This window comes from Streptomyces luteoverticillatus, from assembly GCF_003970715.1.
GTDB lineage: Bacteria > Actinomycetota > Actinomycetes > Streptomycetales > Streptomycetaceae > Streptomyces > Streptomyces abikoensis.
On sequence record NZ_CP034587.1, the window covers coordinates 2,090,246 to 2,107,860 of the forward strand.

General features: G+C 72.4%; 17 protein-coding genes. 13 read left to right on the forward strand and 4 right to left on the reverse strand.

Annotated elements, in window-relative coordinates:
* The first annotated feature begins 44 nt into the window (after window positions 1–44).
* Window positions 45–671, forward strand: coding sequence for a hypothetical protein (locus EKH77_RS08850; protein ID WP_126913863.1), 627 nt, complete (start codon window positions 45–47; stop codon window positions 669–671).
* A 93-nt stretch (window positions 672–764) separates the two neighbouring features.
* Window positions 765–2,126, forward strand: coding sequence for an MFS transporter (locus EKH77_RS08855; protein WP_397612699.1), 1,362 nt, complete (start codon window positions 765–767; stop codon window positions 2,124–2,126).
* A gap of 163 nt (window positions 2,127–2,289) precedes the next feature.
* Here EKH77_RS08855 and EKH77_RS08860 read toward each other — a convergent pair whose 3' ends face one another.
* Window positions 2,290–2,499 (reverse strand): hypothetical protein, encoded by a 210-nt coding sequence (locus EKH77_RS08860; RefSeq protein ID WP_126913864.1) that lies wholly within the window; start codon window positions 2,497–2,499, stop codon window positions 2,290–2,292.
* A gap of 45 nt (window positions 2,500–2,544) precedes the next feature.
* On the opposite strand from EKH77_RS08860, the gene map reads away from it, so the two are divergent.
* Window positions 2,545–3,402, forward strand: a complete 858-nt coding sequence (map, locus tag EKH77_RS08865; RefSeq protein WP_126913865.1) for a type I methionyl aminopeptidase — start codon at window positions 2,545–2,547, stop codon at window positions 3,400–3,402.
* A gap of 155 nt (window positions 3,403–3,557) precedes the next feature.
* Window positions 3,558–4,220: a heme oxygenase (biliverdin-producing) gene (locus tag EKH77_RS08870; RefSeq protein ID WP_240667282.1), complete on the forward strand. Its 663-nt coding sequence runs from the start codon at window positions 3,558–3,560 to the stop codon at window positions 4,218–4,220.
* Window positions 4,221–4,355: 135 nt separating this feature from the next.
* Here EKH77_RS08870 and EKH77_RS08875 read toward each other — a convergent pair whose 3' ends face one another.
* Together EKH77_RS08875 and EKH77_RS08880 are read right to left on the reverse strand one after the other, a co-directional pair.
* Window positions 4,356–5,921: an HtaA domain-containing protein gene (locus tag EKH77_RS08875; protein WP_126913867.1), complete on the reverse strand. Its 1,566-nt coding sequence runs from the start codon at window positions 5,919–5,921 to the stop codon at window positions 4,356–4,358.
* Window positions 5,922–5,976: 55 nt separating this feature from the next.
* A complete protein-coding gene (locus EKH77_RS08880; protein ID WP_126913868.1) occupies window positions 5,977–7,449 on the reverse strand; it encodes an HtaA domain-containing protein in 1,473 nt (490 codons plus the stop codon).
* Between the two features lie 136 nt (window positions 7,450–7,585).
* Between EKH77_RS08880 and EKH77_RS08885 the strand changes: the two genes are divergently transcribed.
* From EKH77_RS08885 to EKH77_RS08915, 7 genes are all read left to right on the forward strand, one after another.
* Window positions 7,586–8,602 (forward strand): heme/hemin ABC transporter substrate-binding protein, encoded by a 1,017-nt coding sequence (locus tag EKH77_RS08885; RefSeq protein WP_430980979.1) that lies wholly within the window; start codon window positions 7,586–7,588, stop codon window positions 8,600–8,602.
* A gap of 1 nt (window position 8,603) precedes the next feature.
* On the forward strand, window positions 8,604–9,680 hold the full coding sequence (locus tag EKH77_RS08890) for a FecCD family ABC transporter permease (protein WP_126913869.1): 1,077 nt from the start codon (window positions 8,604–8,606) through the stop codon (window positions 9,678–9,680).
* Between the two features lie 121 nt (window positions 9,681–9,801).
* Window positions 9,802–10,674, forward strand: coding sequence for a heme ABC transporter ATP-binding protein (locus EKH77_RS08895; RefSeq protein WP_126913870.1), 873 nt, complete (start codon window positions 9,802–9,804; stop codon window positions 10,672–10,674).
* A 138-nt stretch (window positions 10,675–10,812) separates the two neighbouring features.
* Window positions 10,813–11,946, forward strand: coding sequence for an iron uptake system protein EfeO (gene efeO / locus EKH77_RS08900; protein WP_126913871.1), 1,134 nt, complete (start codon window positions 10,813–10,815; stop codon window positions 11,944–11,946).
* 15 nt (window positions 11,947–11,961) lie between these two features.
* Window positions 11,962–13,515: an iron uptake transporter deferrochelatase/peroxidase subunit gene (efeB, locus tag EKH77_RS08905; protein ID WP_240667283.1), complete on the forward strand. Its 1,554-nt coding sequence runs from the start codon at window positions 11,962–11,964 to the stop codon at window positions 13,513–13,515.
* 31 nt (window positions 13,516–13,546) lie between these two features.
* Window positions 13,547–14,545, forward strand: coding sequence for an iron uptake transporter permease EfeU (gene efeU / locus EKH77_RS08910; protein ID WP_126913872.1), 999 nt, complete (start codon window positions 13,547–13,549; stop codon window positions 14,543–14,545).
* Window positions 14,529–15,536, forward strand: coding sequence for a hypothetical protein (locus EKH77_RS08915; protein WP_206279832.1), 1,008 nt, complete (start codon window positions 14,529–14,531; stop codon window positions 15,534–15,536). The genes efeU and EKH77_RS08915 overlap by 17 nt, the downstream gene beginning before the upstream one ends.
* Here EKH77_RS08915 and EKH77_RS08920 read toward each other — a convergent pair.
* Window positions 15,512–16,249 carry a bifunctional DNA primase/polymerase gene (locus tag EKH77_RS08920; protein ID WP_126913873.1) on the reverse strand — a complete coding sequence of 246 codons (738 nt, stop codon included), beginning with the start codon at window positions 16,247–16,249 and terminating at the stop codon, window positions 15,512–15,514. The genes EKH77_RS08915 and EKH77_RS08920 overlap by 25 nt on opposite strands.
* Before the next feature lie 244 nt (window positions 16,250–16,493).
* Here EKH77_RS08920 and EKH77_RS08925 point away from each other — a divergent pair, with 244 nt between their 5' ends.
* Window positions 16,494–16,679 (forward strand): DUF6243 family protein, encoded by a 186-nt coding sequence (locus EKH77_RS08925; RefSeq protein WP_126913874.1) that lies wholly within the window; start codon window positions 16,494–16,496, stop codon window positions 16,677–16,679.
* 31 nt (window positions 16,680–16,710) lie between these two features.
* The gene (gene ddaH, locus EKH77_RS08930; RefSeq protein WP_430980980.1) at window positions 16,711–17,613 is read left to right on the forward strand and encodes a dimethylargininase; all 903 of its coding nucleotides are present in this window, start codon (window positions 16,711–16,713) and stop codon (window positions 17,611–17,613) included.
* Window positions 17,614–17,615: the final 2 nt, after the last annotated feature.

Sequence of the window (17,615 nt, forward strand, 5' to 3'; positions counted from 1 at the left end):
CCAACTCCGCTTTTCGGTGAGGCGGTTGGGGCAGGATGCGGCGCATGGACGCCGTACGGGTCGCGCTGCTGCGCGAGGCACTGGCCGGGACCGAGTGGCTGCGCGACACCCGCCGCTTCGCGGGGACGCTGCGCGGCTCGGTCGGGGCGCACGGCGGCGGACTGCTGCTGGTGGGGACGGCCCACTACGAGCCCTGGCACCTGGCCGCGCACCTGGACGACGAGGCCGCCTGGTCCGGTCTGCCGGAGCTGTCCCCCACCCTCGTCCGGCACCGGCCGCCGCCCGGCGCGCCGGCACACCTGTCGGTGGGCCTGGGCAGGCTGGAGGCGGCGGGGCGCGGGGAGACGCTGCTGGTGGTGGCGGAGGGGAGCGCCGGCGAGGGGCTGCTGGAACGGGTGCACGACGCCCGGCGCGGCGGGGCGACGGTACTGGCCCTGGACGGGACGGCCGACAGCGGTCCGGAGCCCGTGGCACACCGGGACCTGTGCTCGCTCGCCCATGACGCGCTGACCGTGCCGGACTCGGCGGGCCTGGACCTCGACACGGTGCAGCACCTGGTCAGCGCGGCCGCCGGGGAGAACGGGCCGCTCCCGGGCGCGCGGGGGCGGCGCTTCCGCGACCGGCTGTCGCGGCTGGTGGACCAGCTGTCGGCGCCGCCGCACCGGTGGTGAGCGGGGCGCGCGCGGGCGGCGGGCCCCGCGTCCCCGGCGGCGGGCGGTAAAACGGTTTGCTCCGGGCGCGCGCGGTCCGGACCATGGTGCCCCGTGACCGAGCACCATCCCCCTCCCTCCTCAGACCCCTCCGATACGTCATCCGACGCCTCCCCCGGCCGGATACGCGCGCTTCTGCCCGACCTCACCCCCTGGCACTCCTCCCGGGACTTCCGCCGCATGTGGCTGGCGGGCCTCGTCACGGTCTTCGGCAGCTTCCTGACCTTCATCGCGCTGCCGCTCCAGCTCAAGGAGCTCACCGGCTCGGCCCTCGCGGTGGGCGCGGTCGGCGCGGTCGAGCTCGTGCCCCTGATCGTCTTCGGCCTCTACGGCGGCGCGCTCGCCGACGCCATGGACCGCCGCAAGCTGATCCTGTGGACGGAGGCGGGGCTCGCCGTCCTGAGCGCGATGCTGCTCCTCAACACGCTGTTGCCGCATCCCATGATCTGGCCGCTGTACGTGGTGGCCGCGCTGGTCAGCGCGCTCACGGGACTTCAGCGGCCGGCGCTCCAGGCGATCGTCCCCCGGATCGTGGCGCACGAGCAGTTGCCCGCCGCGATCGCGCTGAACTCGATGCGCTGGCAGCTCGGGGCCATCGTCGGCCCCTCCCTGGCGGGCATCGTCATCGCCTTCGCCGGGCTGCCGCTGGCCTACGGGCTGGACGTGGCCACCTTCGTCGTCTCCCTGGTGCTGACCGCCGGGCTCTCCCCCTCCCCCGCCTCGCACGACGCCGAGAAGCCGTCGCTGCGCGGCATCGTGGAGGGCGCGCGCTACGCGTGGGGCCGCAAGGAGCTGCTCGGCACGTACGCGGTGGACCTGGCGGCGATGTTCTTCGCGATGCCCACCGCGATCTTCCCGTTCCTGGCGGACGAGCTCCACGCCCCCTGGGCGCTGGGCCTGATGTACGCGGCGGGCGCGGTCGGCTCCCTGACCGTCAGCCTGACCAGCGGCTGGGTCTCCCGCGTCCACCGGCACGGCCGGATGGTCGTCCTCGCGGCGGCGGGCTGGGGCGCGGCCATGGCGGTGGCGGGGTGGCTGGACAACATCTGGACGGTGCTGTTCTTCCTGGCCGTCGCGGGCGGCTGCGACACGGTGAGCGGTCTGTTCCGCTCGGCGATCTGGGACCAGACCATCCCGGACGAGCTGCGCGGCCGCCTCGCGGGCATCGAGCTGCTGTCCTACTCGGTCGGCCCGCAGCTCGGCCAGGTCCGCGCGGGCGGCATGGCGACGCTGACGGGCGTCCGCACGTCCGTCTGGGCGGGCGGCCTGGCGTGCGTGGCGGCGGTGGGCCTGCTGGCGGTGTCCCTGCCGAAGCTGATGGCCTACGACCAGAGGACGGATCCGCACGCGGAGGCGATGCGGCGGCGCAAGGCGGCGGAGGCGGCCGGCCCGGGCGCGGTGGCGGAGGCGGCCTGAGGCCGTCCGGCACCGCCGGACTCCCCGGCGGGGGTTGCCCGCCGTCGCGGCGGGAGGGCGCCCCGGTCCCGCCCTTCCACCGTTTCCCGGGGGCAAGCCCCCAGGCCCCCGGAGGGGCGAGGGGCTTCGCCCCCGCCCGGGAGGCGGGAACGTGGGCGAGGGGCTACCCCTCGTCCTTCCAGCGCGGATCCTCCCGCCACTCCTCGTCCCGCTGGCGCGCCGTCTCCATCGCGTGGGACGCCTCCTCGCGCGAGCCGTACGGGCCCATGCGGTCCGCCGCCCGGCACTCCGGGCCCTCCTCGACCGTGCCGTGCTTGAGGCAGTAGTACCACTCGCCCGGTTTCCCGGCCGCGCGCCGCTTGAACAGTGCCATCAGCTCTCCTCCAGCGTGTGTTCCATCGCAACTACACTCGCAGACATGTCTGGCCAGTCGCTTCTTGTCCCGGGGAGACTCTCCCCCACCCGCCCCGTTCCCGCCTCGATCCCGCGCCCCGAGTACGTGGGGAAGCCGGCGCCGACCCCGTACGACGGCCCCGAGGTCCAGGACGCCGAGACGATCGAGAAGATGCGGATCGCGGGCGGCATCGCCGCGCGGGCGATGGAGGAGGCGGCCAAGCACATCGCCCCCGGCGTCACCACCGACGAGCTGGACCGCGTCGCGCACGAGTACATGTGCGACCACGGCGCCTACCCGTCCACGCTCGGCTACCGCGCCTTCCCCAAGTCGCTGTGCGCCTCGATCAACGAGGTCATCTGCCACGGCATCCCCGACTCGACCGTGCTGCGCGACGGCGACATCGTCAATCTCGACGTGACGGCCTACATCGGCGGTGTGCACGGCGACAACAACGCCACCTACCTCTGCGGCGACGTGGACGAGGAGTCGCGCCTCCTCGTCGAGCGCACGCGCGAGGCGCTCAACCGGGCGATCAAGGCCGTCAAGCCGGGCCGCCGGATCAACATCATCGGCCGTGTCATCGAGTCGTACGCCAAGCGCTTCGGCTACGGCGTCGTGCGCGACTTCACCGGGCACGGCATCAACTCGTCCTTCCACTCCGGCCTGATCGTCCCCCACTACGACAGCCCCCACCACGACACGCTCATCCAGCCGGGCATGACCTTCACGATCGAGCCGATGCTGACGCTGGGCACGCACGAGTACGACATGTGGGAGGACGGCTGGACGGTCGTCACCAAGGACCGGAAGCGGACGGCCCAGTTCGAGCACACGCTCGTTGTGACGGAATCGGGTGCGGAGATCCTGACCTTGCCGTAACGTGGCAGCGGGATTTTACCGACAGCATGTCGGGAAGCAATTGACTTAGGTAAGCCTAAGTAGGGAGGATGGGCGGTGGCAGCGCGCGCTCCGGCGCACCCGTTACCGCCTGTTTTCTCCCTGCTTCTTCCGCCCTCGGTCACCGGAGGTCCACCTTGGACGCCCCCGCCACGACTCCGTTCTCCACGCTCATCCGTACCGCCTCGCACGAGCAGCACACGGAAGCGGAGAACTCGTCGTTCATGAGCGACATGCTGGGCGGCCGCCTCGGGGTGGCCGCCTACCGCCGCTACACGGAGCAGCTCTGGTTCGTGTACCAGGCCCTGGAGTCCGCCTCCGGCGTCCTCGCCGACGATCCCGTGGTCGGTCCGTTCATACGGCCCGAGCTGACGCGCTCCGCCGAGCTGGAGCGCGATCTGGCCCACCTCGGCGGCCCCGGCTGGCGCACGGGCATCACGCCCCTGCCCGCGACGGCGGCGTACGCGGCCCGGATCGAGGAGTGCGTCCGCGACTGGCCCGCCGGCTATGTCGCCCACCACTACACGCGCTACCTGGGCGACCTGTCCGGCGGCCAGATCATCCGCGGCACGGCCGAGAAGACGTGGGGCTTCGCCCGCAAGGGCGACGGCGTCCGCTTCTACGTCTTCGAGGGCATCCCCAACCCGGCCGCCTTCAAGCGCGAGTACCGCGAGCTGCTCGACGCCCTGCCGCTGGACGACCTGGAGAAGCAGCGCGTCATCGACGAGTGCAAGCGCGCGTTCGCACTCAACACGGCGGTCTTCAGGGAATTGGGCGAGGAATTCCCGCTGAGCGCGTAGAGCCGCGTTGTGGGCAGGCGTTCCGCAGGGCGGAACGGGTGGGCACAACCCCACCACCGGCCCGCACAGGCAAACGAAACCCGCGCCCCCGGTGACCGTAACCGGGGGCGCGAGCCGTTTCAGCGCGAAGGGGCGTCAGCCCTTCGCAAGCGCCGACCGCCGCCGCGTCGCGTAAACCGCCGCCCCACCCGCCAGCGCGAGCGCCCCCGCCCCGCCGAGCAGCGCCCCGGTGGGCACACCGGCACCCGTCGCCGCGAGCGAAGCCTCCTCGCCGGTGACACCACCACCGCCGCCGGTGGGCGTACCAGCCGCGACAGAGGCCGCCGCCTTACCACCGGCAGCCGGAAGCGCGGCGTCCTTGCCGACCGTGACGGCAAGGCTCACCGGGTCAAGCGCGGTCCCCTCCTTGTACATGGCGCGGCCCTCGTACGAGAAGACGCCCGCGCCCTCGGCGGTCAGCGTCGCCGGTACGGCGGACAGGGTGACCACCCCGTCCCGCGCCTTGAGGGCGTTCGCGTCGAGCTTCAGCTTGGCGAGCGTGACCGTGCCCTTGGCGGCCACGTCCGCGCTGAGCGTGGCGTCGCCGGAACCGGACGCCTTGACCTTGAAGTTGCTGAACCGCAGGTCCAGCTGTCCCTCGTGGCCCGTGAAGCGGACCTCTCCCTTGAAGGCGACGTCGAGCGTGTTCGCGGCCGCGTCGTACGTGCCGACGGCCTTGGTGAAGCGGTAGCCGTCGGCGAGCTTCACGGCGTCGCCGAAGACCTCGGCCTTGCCCTGGGCGAACCCGCCGGTGACGTAGTCGCGGAAGGACTTCTTCAGACCCCAGTCGAGCCTGCCGTCGTTGACGGCGCCGCCGCCCTTCTTCTCCCCGCCGCCTTCCGCCGGCTTGGCATCCGGCTTCTGCGCGTCAGGCTGCTTCGCGTCCGGCTTCTGCGCGTCAGGCTGCTTCGCGTCCGGCTTCTGCGCGTCAGGCTTCTTCGCGTCAGGCTTCTTCGCGTCGGCATCCGGCTTCTTCGCGTCAGCGTCAGGCTTCGGGTCCGGCTGGGGCTGCGGCCGGGCAGCCGTCACCGCCGTCGTCGTGAACGTCGCCTTGTCGAGCTCGGCGCCCTGCTTGTACATGGAACGGCCCTGGTACGAGAAGACCTTCGCGCCCTCGGCCGTCAGCGTCGCGGGTATCGCGTCGAACGTGACCTTGCCGCCCGCACCCATGGTGCGCTTCGCCGCCGCCAGGTCCAGCGCGGCGATCGGCACGTCGTCCTGGGTCGCGCCGTCCTTCGTGACGTCGGCGGTGATGCGGCCGGTCTTGCCGCCCGCGTCGCCCGCGAGCTTCAGGCCGGCGAAGGTGATGTCCAGTTCGCCGTCGTGGCCGGTGAAGCGCACGCCGCCCTTGAAGGTGCTGCTGACCGCGTGCGTGGACATGTCGTACGTGCCCGCGCCGTCGGCGAAGGCGAAGGAACCGTCCCCGGCGCGCTGCGCGCCGTCGGTGACCTTGATGGCGCCGTTGGCGAAGCCGCCCTCGACGTAGTCGCGGAAGGACTTCTTCAGGCCCCAGCCCAGCGTGCCGTCCTTCAGCGTCATCGGCGGCGGCCCGTCCACCGCGTGGGCGGCCGGGGCGGTCAGGGCGGTGGCGCCCAGGGCCGCGGCGGCCGTGGCGACGGCGGCCGCGAGGGCGAGGGGGCGTCGGCGTGCGGCGACGGTCATGGTCTGTTGTCTCCTCGGTCGGGGGTGCTGATGGGTTCGGGGGAGGGGAGAAGTTCTACTGAGTCGCGCGGCTCGTCGCCCGGCGCCGGCGGGTCACCAGGAAGGTGGCGACCGCCGCCGCCACGACCACGGCGGCGGCCGCCGCGACGGGCACCACGGGGAAGGAAGCGGAGCCGGACGCCGACGAGGAAGCGGCGGACTTCGTACGCGGCTCGGCCGGGGACGGGGACGGAGCGGCACTCGCCCCGCTGCCGAGGTCCGGCAGCGGCGGCAGCGCGGCCTTGGCGTCCAGCGGCACGGCCAGGGAGACCGGATCCATGCCCGTGCCCTCCTGGTACATCCCGCCGAAGGCCTTCGCCCCCTCGGCCGTGAGCTTCGCCGGGGCCTCGGCGACGGCGGCGAGCCCGTCCTTCTCCTCGATCCGGGAGGCGTCGAAGGTGACGAGCGGTACGCCCTTGGCGACCGCACGGCCGCCACCGGTCACGTCCGCCGACAGCGTGCCCCGGCCGTCCTTCACCGCGACCCTGACCCCGCCGAGGGTGAGGTCGAGGTGCCTGCCGGTGAATCGGAGGGTGCCGGCGAACGCGGCGTCCAGAGAACCCGCGTCGTACGCGCCCTTGCCGTGCGGGAAGCGGAAGAGCGCGCCGCCGTCCTGGGCGCCGTCGGCGAGCTTCCAGGAGCCCTGGGCGATGGACCCCGTGACGTACTCGCGGAACGTGCGCCGCACGCCCCAGTCGACGACCGCCTCCGTGAACCCGCCCTTGGACGTCCGCTCTTCCTCCGGTGCCGTGGACGGGCTCGCGCTCGCGCTCGGTGACGCCGCCCGGTCGGCGGACGCCAGGACGTCGGCGGAGAGGGTGACGGGGTCGAGGGCCGTGCCCTGGGTGTAGTAGCCGGCGAAGGCCTTGGCGCCCTGCTCGGTGAGGGTGGCCGGGACGTCGGCGAGGCCGACGTGGGTGCCGCCGCCGCGCAGGTCGACGCCGGAGACGTCGAGGGCGGCGAGCGGCACCTGGGTGGCGGTCGTGACCTCGCCCGTGCCCTTGGCCTTGCTCGTCATGTCGGCGTAGAGGGTTCCGGCGCCGCCCGCGACGCGGACGGTGGGGCGGCTGATGGTCAGGTCCAGCTCGTGGGAACCGTCCGGCTTGCGGTGCCCGGTGAAGTGCACGCCGCCGGAGAAGGCCGCCTCGAAGGCGCCGCTTCCGGGTGCGTGGGAGCCCTTGGCGGAGTGGAAGCGGAACCGGCTGCCGCCGATCGTCGCCGCCCCGCCTTGGAGCTCCCAACCGCCTTGCGCGATGGGCCCGGTGACATAGCTCTGGAAGGAGGACTTGATCCCCCAGTCGAGCCGGCCACCGGACACCTCCCGGGGCGCCTCGCGCGTTCCGGACGCGTCGCGCCCGGCGCGCCCGTCCGCCGCGCGGGCGGCCGGGACGAGCGCGGTCGCGGCCACCGGCAGTGCCGTCAGCAGGGCCGTCAGCAGTGCCACTAGGAGCGCGACGACGGGCGCGCGGGCAGGTCTGGACGGCAGCATCGAGGAACCCCTCTCGAGCAATGGCTAATAAGGTAAGGCTAACCTAAGCTACAGCTCGGCGGGTGGACAGCCCATCCGGAGGAATCCGCACCGGAAAGGCGGGAACGTGTTTCAACGGCACTCGGCAGGAGCCCTGTTGCGCGTCCCACGCCTCGTCGGCAGGCTCGTCGGCGCCCTCGCGGGCCTGCTCGCCCTGGCCGTCGTCCTCACCGGCTGCGGCACGGCGGGCGGGGATTCCGGAAAGCCGTCGGGGGCATCGGGAGCGCCCTCGACCGCCGACCGCGTCGAACCGCTCACGCCGGCGCCGACGCCCCGACTGCCCGTCAGCGTGCGCTCCGCCGACGGCCGGGACGTCACCATCGGCGGCGCCGACCGGATCGTTCCGCTGTCCGGCTCGCTCTCCGAGATCGTCTTCAGCCTCGGCCTCGGCGACCGGGTCGTGGCCCGGGACATCACCGCCACCTTCGAACAGGCCCGCCGACTGCCCGTCGTGACGCGCGCGCACGACGTCTCGGCGGAGAGCGTGCTCTCGCTGCGGCCCACGCTCGTCCTCGCCGAGACCACCACCGGCCCGGCCGAGGCCATCGGCCAGATCCGCGCGGCGGGCGTCCCCCTCGTCGTCCTCGACCCGGCGAAGAAGCTCGGCGACGTCGGCACCCGGATCGACAAGGTGGCGGCCGCGCTCGGCGTCCCCGCCGCGGGCGCGGAACTCCGCGAGCGCGCGGAGAGCCGTATCGAGGCGGTGAGGCAAGGCGTTCCCCACGGGAAGAAGCCGCGCGTCGCCTTCCTCTACCTGCGCGGCTCGGCGTCCGTCTACCTCCTCGGCGGCGCGGGCTCGGGGGCCGACTCGCTCATCGAGGCGGCGGGCGGCGTCGACGCGGGCGTGGACTCGGGCCTGAAGAAGGACTTCACGCCCATCACCAGCGAAGCCCTCGCCAAGGCCGCGCCCGATGTGATCCTCGTGATGAGCAAGGGCCTGGACTCGGTCGGCGGCGTGGACGGGCTGCTCAGGATCCCGGGCGTCGGCCAGACCCCGGCCGGGCTCGACCGCCGGATCGCCTCCGTCGACGACGGCGTCCTGCTGAACTTCGGCCCGCGCACCGACGCCGTCCTCAAGTCCCTCGTCGAGCAGATCCACAAGGGCGGGGCGTGACATGACCGCTACCACCGCCGCCACGGCCAAGGAAACCGTGCCGCGCGTTCGTACTGCCACCCCCGTACTGCTGGGCGGGGCGATGGCCGTCGCCCTCGCCGTCCTCTGCGTCCTCTCCGCTGGACTCGGCGCCTACGACATCCCCGTCGGCGACGTGCTGGGCTCGATCCTGCACCGCGCCGGGCTCGGGGGCGCGGCCCTCGACCGCGTGGGCGAGAGCGTGCTGTGGAACGTCCGGCTGCCGCGCGTGGCGCTGGCGCTGCTGGTCGGGGCGTCGCTGGGGTGCGCGGGGGCGCTGACGCAGGGCGTGTTCGGCAATCCGCTCGCCGAGCCCGGAGTCATCGGGATCTCGTCGGGCGCGGCCGTGGGCGCGGTCGCCTCCATCTCGCTGGGCCTGAGCCTCTTCGGCACGTGGACGGTGACGGTCTGCGCGTTCGTGGGCGGGCTGGTGACGGTGGTGCTGGTGTACGCGCTGTCGCGGTCGGGTGGGCGTACGGAGGTGGTGACGCTCATCCTCACCGGCATCGCGGTGAACGCGTTCGCGGGCGCGCTCATCGGGCTGTGCGTCTTCGTCGCGGACAACGCGCAGATCACGCAGATCACCTTCTGGCAGCTCGGCTCCCTCGCCCAGGCGACCTGGCCCAAGGTGCTCGCCGTCCTGCCGTGCGCTCTGGCGGGGCTGGCGATCGCGCCCTGGTACGCCCGGAAGCTGGACCTGCTGGCGCTGGGCGAACGCCCGGCGCGGCACCTGGGCGTGGACGTCGAACGGCTGCGGATGGTGCTGGTGCTGGTGGTCGCGCTGCTGACGGCGGCGGCGGTGGCCGTCGCGGGCATCATCACGTTCGTCGGGCTGCTGGTGCCGCATCTGCTGCGCATGGCGGCGGGCCCGGGGCACCGCTTCCTCGTGCCGGGCAGCGCGCTGGGCGGCGCGCTCGTCCTGGTCGCGGCGGACCTCGCGGCCCGCACGGCCGCCCAGCCGGCGGAGCTGCCCCTGGGCGTCCTGACAGCGCTGTTCGGCAGCCCGTTCTTCTTCTGGCTGCTACGGAAGTCCCGACGGAGTCAGGGGGGTTGGGCGTGAGCGTCCGCGCACGAGATCGACGTCAGCCCCTGGGGGTGTCCGGCCGGGGGTCCGGGGGTTGCCCCCCGGGAAAGCACAGCTGGCTGCTACGGAAGTCCCGACGGAGTCAGGGGGGCTGGGCGTGACGCACGCACTCTTCCGGACGCCACTCTTCCGGACGTTCCGCCGCCGCGCCCGGCGGCTCCCCTCCCCCGCCCCCCTCGGCACCGTACGGGCCGAGGTCCGTGCCCTGCGGGTGCGGCTCGGCGGCCGTACCGTGCTGGCCGAGGTCGATCTGCGCGTCGCCGCCGGCGAAGTCGTCGCCCTCGTCGGCCCGAACGGCGCCGGCAAGTCCACGCTGCTCGCCGCGCTCGCCCAGGACCTGCCCGCCGAGTCCGGCGAGGTGCGGATCGACGGCCGTCCGTCGGACGAATGGAGCGCCGGCGAACTCGCCCTGCGCAGGGCCGTGCTGCCGCAGTCGGCTCAGCTCTCGTTCCCGTTCGCCGTCGAGGAGGTCGTCCGGATGGGCCGGGCCCCCTGGGCCGGTACGCCCGCCGAGGACGAGGACGATTCGGCCGTCCGGGAGGCGATGGCCGCCGCCGAGGTGGCCGGATTCGCCTCCCGGCCGTTCGCCGAGCTGTCAGGCGGCGAACGGGCCCGGGTAGCGCTGGCCCGGGTGCTCGCGCAGCGCACCCCGCTGCTGCTGCTCGACGAGCCGACGGCCGCGCTGGACCTGCGCCACCAGGAGCTGGTGCTGCGGGTGTGCCGGGAGCGCGCGGCCGCCGGGGCCGCGGTGGTCGTCGTCCTCCACGACCTCGGGCTCGCGGGCGCCCACGCGGACCGCGTGGCCGTGCTCCACGAGGGCCGGATCGCGGCGGACGGCCCGCCCGGCCGGGTCTACGCGCCCGAATTGCTGAGCCGTGTCTATTCGCAGCCGGTCGAAGTAATTGATCATCCACGCACGGGAGAACCTTTGGTGTTGCCGAGGCGGGATGGCCGAGATTTTGCCTCGTGAGAGCAGAATCACGCACCCAGTGGGGAACAGGGTAGGCAAGCCTCAGATAAGTTAGGGCGGCCTTATTCGGCCATGCGCTTTCGGCCATGACCGAGCCATGGCCGATATCCGCCCTCTCCGAGCAAGCCTGGAGCCCACATGCGAGTCCTCCGCTCCTCCACCGTCACCGCCATCGCGGCGGTCGCGGCCCTGACCGCCGTGTCCGGCTGTGCCGAGAAGTCCGACGGGAAGAGCTCGGACGGCGCCGTCAATGTGGCGGCCTCCGACGACAAGTGCGAGGTCTCCAAGACCACGTTCCCGGCCGGGCACGTCAAGATCAATGTGGAGAACAAGGGCTCCAAGGTCACCGAGGTTTATGTCTACGCCCCCGATGACCGGATTGTCACCGAGCGCGAGAACATAGGCCCGGGCACCAAGGCGGAGATCACGGCGACGATAAAGGCGGGTTCGTACGAAATCGCCTGCAAGCCCGGCATGAAGGGCGACGGCATCCGCCAGAAGATCACCGTCACCGGTGGCGGTGCGGAGAAGAAGAGCGACCCGGCGCTGGACAAGGCGGTCGCCGAGTACCGCAAGTACGTGCAGCAGCAGGCCGACGAGACCATCCCGGCCGCGCAGAAGTTCGTGGACGCCGTCAAGAAGGGCGACCTGGACGAGGCGAAGAAGAACTACGCCTCCTCCCGCACCGGCTGGGAGCGCACCGAGCCGGTCGCCGAGTCCTTCGGCGACATCGACCCGAAGGTCGACGTCCGCGAGGACGGCCTGGAGAAGGACCAGAAGTGGACCGGCTGGCACAAGCTGGAGAAGTCGCTCTGGGACGCCAAGGCCATCACGGACGAGGACAAGACCCTCGCCGACCAGCTGATGAAGGACCTCGAGGACTGGCGCAAGCGCGTCGGCACCGCCGAGATCACGCCGACCAGCATGGCCAACGGCGCCAAGGAGCTCCTCGACGAGGTCTACCGGAACAAGATCACCGGTGAGGAGGAGCGCTACAGCCACACCGACCTGGTCGACTTCGAGGCCAACGTCGACGGCGCCGAGAAGGCGTACGAGCTGCTGAAGCCGGTCGCCGCCAAGAACGACGCGGACCTCGTCAAGACGCTGGACGCGCAGTTCGCCGCCGTGAAGAAGGCGCTCGGCGACTACCGCGACGGTGACGGCTTCAAGTCGTACGACACCGTGGGCAAGGACGACCGCAAGAAGCTCTCGGACGCCGTGAACGCGCTGTCCGAGCCGCTGTCGAAGCTCGCCGCCGCGGTCGCGAAGTAAGGCGGGGGAACGACGATGACGGAATCCTCGAAGCGGAAGCCTTCGGAGACGGCGGAGGCCGCGAAGACGGCGGAGGCCACCCCGAACACCGAGGCCACCGCGACCGCGGAGCCTGCCGGCACCACCTCGGACGCCACGAGCGCCGAGGCCACCACGACCGCCGCGAAGGACGGCCGCGTCGCCGGCGAGGCGACCGGCAGGACTGCCGACGAGGCGGCCGCGAGCGCCACGACCTCCGACGCCACCGCGACCACCGGTGGCGTCACCGCCCCGGCTGCGGCCGACAAGGCGGCGACCGGCAAGGCTGAGGCCACCCCCGGAGCCGCCCCCCGCCCGGCTCCCTCGCGCCGCGCCCTGCTCGGCTGGGGCGGCGCGGGCCTCGCGCTCGGCGCCGCCGCGGCCGGCGGCACGGCCGCCGCGCTGCGCGTCGGCGACGACGCCTCCCCCAGCGCGTCCACCGGTGACGCGGTGCCGTTCCACGGCGCCCACCAGGCCGGTATCTCCACGCCCGTCCAGGACCGGCTGCACTTCGCCTCCTTCGACGTGACGACGACCGACCGCGCCGCGCTGATCAAGCTGCTCCAGGAGTGGACGGCCGCCGCCGCGGCGATGACCGCCGGGCACGAGGTCGGCGCGGGCGCGATCAGCGCCAACGAGGAGCTGCCGCCGGACGACACCGGCGAAGCCCTCGGCCTCAAGCCGTCCCGGCTCACCCTGACCTTCGGCGTCGGCCCCGGCCTGTTCGAGAAGGACGGCAAGGACCGCTTCGGGCTGAAGGCCCGCCGGCCCCAGGCCCTGATCGACCTGCCGGTCTTCCCCAAGGACAACCTCGACCCCGCGCGCAGCGGCGGCGACCTGTGCGTCCAGGCCTGCGCCGACGACCCCCAGGTCGCGGTGCACGCGATCCGCAACCTCGCCCGGATCGCGATGGGCCGGGCGTCGATCCGCTGGTCGCAGCTGGGCTTCGGCAAGACGTCCTCGACCACGCCCGACGCCCAGACGCCCCGCAACATGATGGGCTTCAAGGACGGCACCCGGAACATCGCGGGCGACGACACCGCCCGTCTCGACAAGCACGTGTGGGTGGGCGAGAAGGACGGCCCCGGCTGGATGGTCGGCGGCTCCTACCTCGTCGCGCGCCGCATCCGGATGCACATCGAGACCTGGGACCGGACCTCGCTGGCCGAGCAGGAGGACGTCTTCGGCCGCGACAAGTCCGAGGGCGCGCCCGTGGGCAAGCAGCGCGAGCACGACGAGCCGCTGCTGAAGGCGATGAAGCCCGACGCGCACGTGCGTCTCGCGCACCCGGACTCCAACAACGGTGTGACGATCCTGCGCCGCGGCTACTCCTTCACGGACGGCACGGACGGCCTGGGCCGGCTCGACGCGGGGCTGTTCTTCATCGCGTACCAGCGCGACGTCCGGGACGGCTTCGTGCCGCTGCAGACGAACCTCGCGCGCAACGACGCGCTGAACGAGTACATCCAGCACGTGGGCTCGGCGGTCTTCGCCGTCCCGCCGGGCGTCCGGGACAAGGGCGACTGGTGGGGCAAGGCCCTCTTCGCCTGACCGCTGGTCCCTTTCTGAGAGGAGATGCCGGGTGTTCGGCAACTACCTGATCGGCCTGCGCGAGGGCCTGGAGGCCAGCCTGGTCGTCTGCATCCTCGTCGCCTACCTGGTCAAGACCGGCCGCAGGGACGCCCTGCGACCGGTGTGGACCGGCATCGCGGCGGCGGTGCTGCTGAGCATGGGCTTCGGCGCCGTGCTCCAGTTCGGCTCGCAGACGATGACGTTCAAGGCCCAGGAGGCGCTCGGCGGCACCCTGTCGGTCATCGCCGTCGGCCTGGTGACCTGGATGGTCTTCTGGATGCGGCGCACCGCGCGGCACCTGAAGAAGGAGCTGCACGGCAAACTGGACGCGGCGCTCGCGATGGGCACGGGCGCGCTGGTCGTCACGGCGTTCCTGGCCGTCGGCCGGGAGGGCCTGGAGACGGCGCTGTTCATCTGGACGGCCGTGCAGGCGACGAACGACGGCGTGCGGCCGCTGGTCGGCGCGCTGCTGGGGCTGCTGACGGCCGTGGTGCTGGGCTGGCTGTTCTACCGTGGCGCGCTGAAGATCAACCTGGCGAAGTTCTTCACGTGGACCGGCGGGATGCTGATCGTGGTCGCGGCGGGCGTCCTCGCCTACGGCTTCCACGACCTCCAGGAGGCCGACGTCCTGCCGGGCCTGGGGGACAAGGCCTTCGACATCAGCGAGCAGATCCCGGTCGACAGCTGGTACGGCACGCTGCTGAAGGGCGTCTTCAACTTCCAGCCGGACCCGACGTGGCTTCAGGTGGGGGTGTGGGCGCTGTATGTGGTGCCGACCCTGCTGGTGTTCTTCGCTCCGGGGCGGACGGGTAGGGTTGCGCCGTCCCGAGCAGCCACGGAGGAGTCGAAGCGCGATGAGGTTCCCGCATCGGGTGTTCCCGCGTCGGGTGTTCCCACGTCGGGCGGCGATTCTGACGGTGGTGCCGGTGCTGCTGACGGCGACGGCGACCGGGTGCGTGACGGTGCACGGGGAACGGGCGGTCATCCCGGCGGTGAGCGGGAAGGCTGAGGCCGAGAAGGTCCTCCGCCGTTTCACCGACGGCTACAACGACGCGTACCGCAAGCTCGACCCGGCCCTCGTGGACCGGGTCGAGACCGGTGCGCCGGCCGAGATAGCCCGGGCCGACCTGGCCGCGCAGCGCGCGCTGACGCCGGGCGGCAACCCGGGCTATCCGCCGCTCGTCCTCGACGACGCGCGGTTCACGATCCCGAAGATGGCGGGCTGGCCGAAGTTCTTCGTCGCCGACACCCACAGCAACCGTGACCAGCACCGCTGGCTGCTGGTCTTCACCCGCGCCGACGCGGGCCGGCCGTGGAAGGCCGCGTACCTCTCGCTGCTGAACCAGGGGAGCGTCCCGCAGTTCGCGCTGGACAAGGACGGCTACGCGCAGGCGGTGCCGGCCGCGGCGGAGACGAACGAGGCCCCCCTGGCCGTTCGGCCGGAGGCGCTCAGCACGGCGTACACGGACTATCTGCGCTCGGGCGCGGGCAATGTCTTCGCCCCCGGCACCTCCACCACGCAGATCCGGGCGGAGCGCGCGAAGCTCGCCCGGACGCCCACGTTCTGGGCCGAGTACATCGACACGCCGGAGAAGGCTCCGGGCTTCCCGGCCCCGGCCCTGCGCACCAAGGACGGCGGCGCGCTCGCCTTCTTCACGGCACACCACCGCGAGCGCCGCACGGCGGTCGCGGGCGTCCGCCCGGAGATCACCGACCCCCGCACGAAGGCGCTCCTGAAGGGCGACCTCAAGCAGGCGGTGACCTACACGCGCGTCTCGGAGTCGGCGGTCACCATCCCCGGCAAGGGCCCGGTCGTCTTCCTCAACAGAATCGAGTCCTTGACGGAGGCGCGGGGGAGTAACCGGTTTGTGGGCAATCGTTCCGCAGGGCTGGGGGCACCTCCCAGCGGTAGCTGGGGGAGGGTGGGCACAAACCGACCACCGGCCTCAGCGCCGCAAGCGCACCTCAGCGCACCTCAACGCCCGATCGGCCAGGGATGAGCCGGCTCGTGATCATCCTGCCGCTCCCCCGCATACGCGGCACACGCATCGGTCAAGGCCTCAAGCAAAGAAAGCGGATCCGGCAGCGGCCGGTCCGAACCGAACCCGGACACCCACCCCACCCGCTCCTCCCCCGGCAGCACGGACGGCGGCAACAGCACATAGCTGCCCCGGCAGTGCCACCGCAGCCCCGGGTGCTCGTCCATCGTCTCGGGATGGCAGTCCAGCTCGCAGGGCCACCACTCGTCCTCGTCGTCGGGGGTGCCGCGGGTGGCGGTGAAGAAGAGCATGCGGTCGGGGGCGACGGTGGCGACGGGCCCGACTTCCACTCCGGCGGCCGTCAGCCGGTCCAGCGCCTGCCGGCCCGCCTCGGCGGGGACGTCGAGGACGTCGTGGGCGATGCCGGTGGCGGTGACGAAGTTGGCCTCCGGCTGGCCGCGCAGCCATTTGGTGACCTTGTCGGCGTCGGTCGAGGCGAGGGTCTGCCAGGCGAACGAGACGGGGTGCCGGCCGGGGGTGGGACACCCGATGCGTTCACAGGAACAGCCGTAGCCCGAAGGGTGCGCGGCGGGCGCCAGGGGGAACCCGGCGGCGGCCGCGGCCAGGAGCAGTTCCTCGCGGGCGGCTCCGATCGCCGCCCCCGTGCCCGTATCGCCGCCCGCTCCGCTCCTGGGGCGGCGCAGCCATTGGGAGAATCTGCTCTTGCGTTCCATCTATCCCCTCACTTCGACCGCGGTCTTCGGTCAATGCTGCCACCATCCTGCTCCTGGTGTGACCGCCGGACCCATCCGGGGGGTGTGAGACCGGCCGCGTCGGGGCCGGTTGAGGGAGGAGTCACCTCGCGTCAAGGCTCTCCCCCACCCCATTGACAAGACGAACCGTCTCGTCCAAAGTAGAGCACATAGCGAGACGCACCGTCTCGCGAGAACGGGATTCAGTAACGAGAGGGAGAACACCATGACTCGAGGCGGCGCACGCGGCATGCTCGGCGTAGGCGGCACCCGCAGCAACCTCTCCCGCGCCTCTCTGCGGGGCGGCGGCAGGGGCGGCCGGGGGGCGGGCGGCAGCACGGACCCGAACGCACAGAAACGCGAGCTGCTGCGCGCTCTCAAGGCGCAGCGGAGCGGTGACACCAGTAGGTGAACGGGCGGCTTGTAAACCACCCGTACGGTTCATGCGCGAAGCCCTCACAGCGTGGACCATTTGGGCACGCACGATCCACGTGCGTGCCCAACACCACCGTGAGGAGCGCGACTTGCGTACATCCCCGCGTGCATCCACCCCGCGCCGCTATCTGATGTGCCCGCCCACGTACTACCGGGTCACATATTCGATCAACCCCTGGATGGACCCGGGCAAGCCGGTCGACCTGCAGCTCGCCCTCGCGCAGTGGGAGGAGCTCCGCGACCGCTACCGCGCCCTCGGCCACACCGTCGACGAACTCGCCCCGCGCCCCGGTCTGCCCGACATGGTCTTCGCCGCCAACGGCGCCACAGTCGTCGACGGTCGCGTCCTCGGCGCCCGCTTCGCCCACCCCGAGCGCTGGGCCGAGGCGGCGGCGCACCGGGAGTGGTTCCGCGCCCACGGCTACGAGGCCGTGCGCGAGCCGGAGCACATCAACGAGGGCGAGGGCGACTTCGCCGTCACGGCCACCTGGCTCCTCGCGGGACGCGGCTTCCGCAGCAGCCCTCTCTCGCACCCCGAGGCCCAGGAGTTCTTCGGCCGCCCGGTGATCGGCCTCGACCTGGTGGAGCCGCGCTACTACCACCTGGACACGGCCCTGTGCGTCCTCGACGACGCCGCCGACGAGGTCATGTACTACCCCGGCGCCTTCTCCGCCGGCAGCCGGGCGGTCCTGGAGCGCCTCTTCCCCGACGCGCTGATCGCGACCGAGGAGGACGCCGCGGCCCTGGGCCTCAACGCGGTGAGCGACGGGAGGCACGTCCTGCTCCCCCAGGCGGCGGTCGGCCTCTTCGAACCCCTACGAGCGAGAGGCTACGAACCGATCGGCATGGACCTCGGCGAACTCCTCAAGGGCGGCGGCAGCGTGAAGTGCTGCACGCAGGAGCTGCGGTAGAG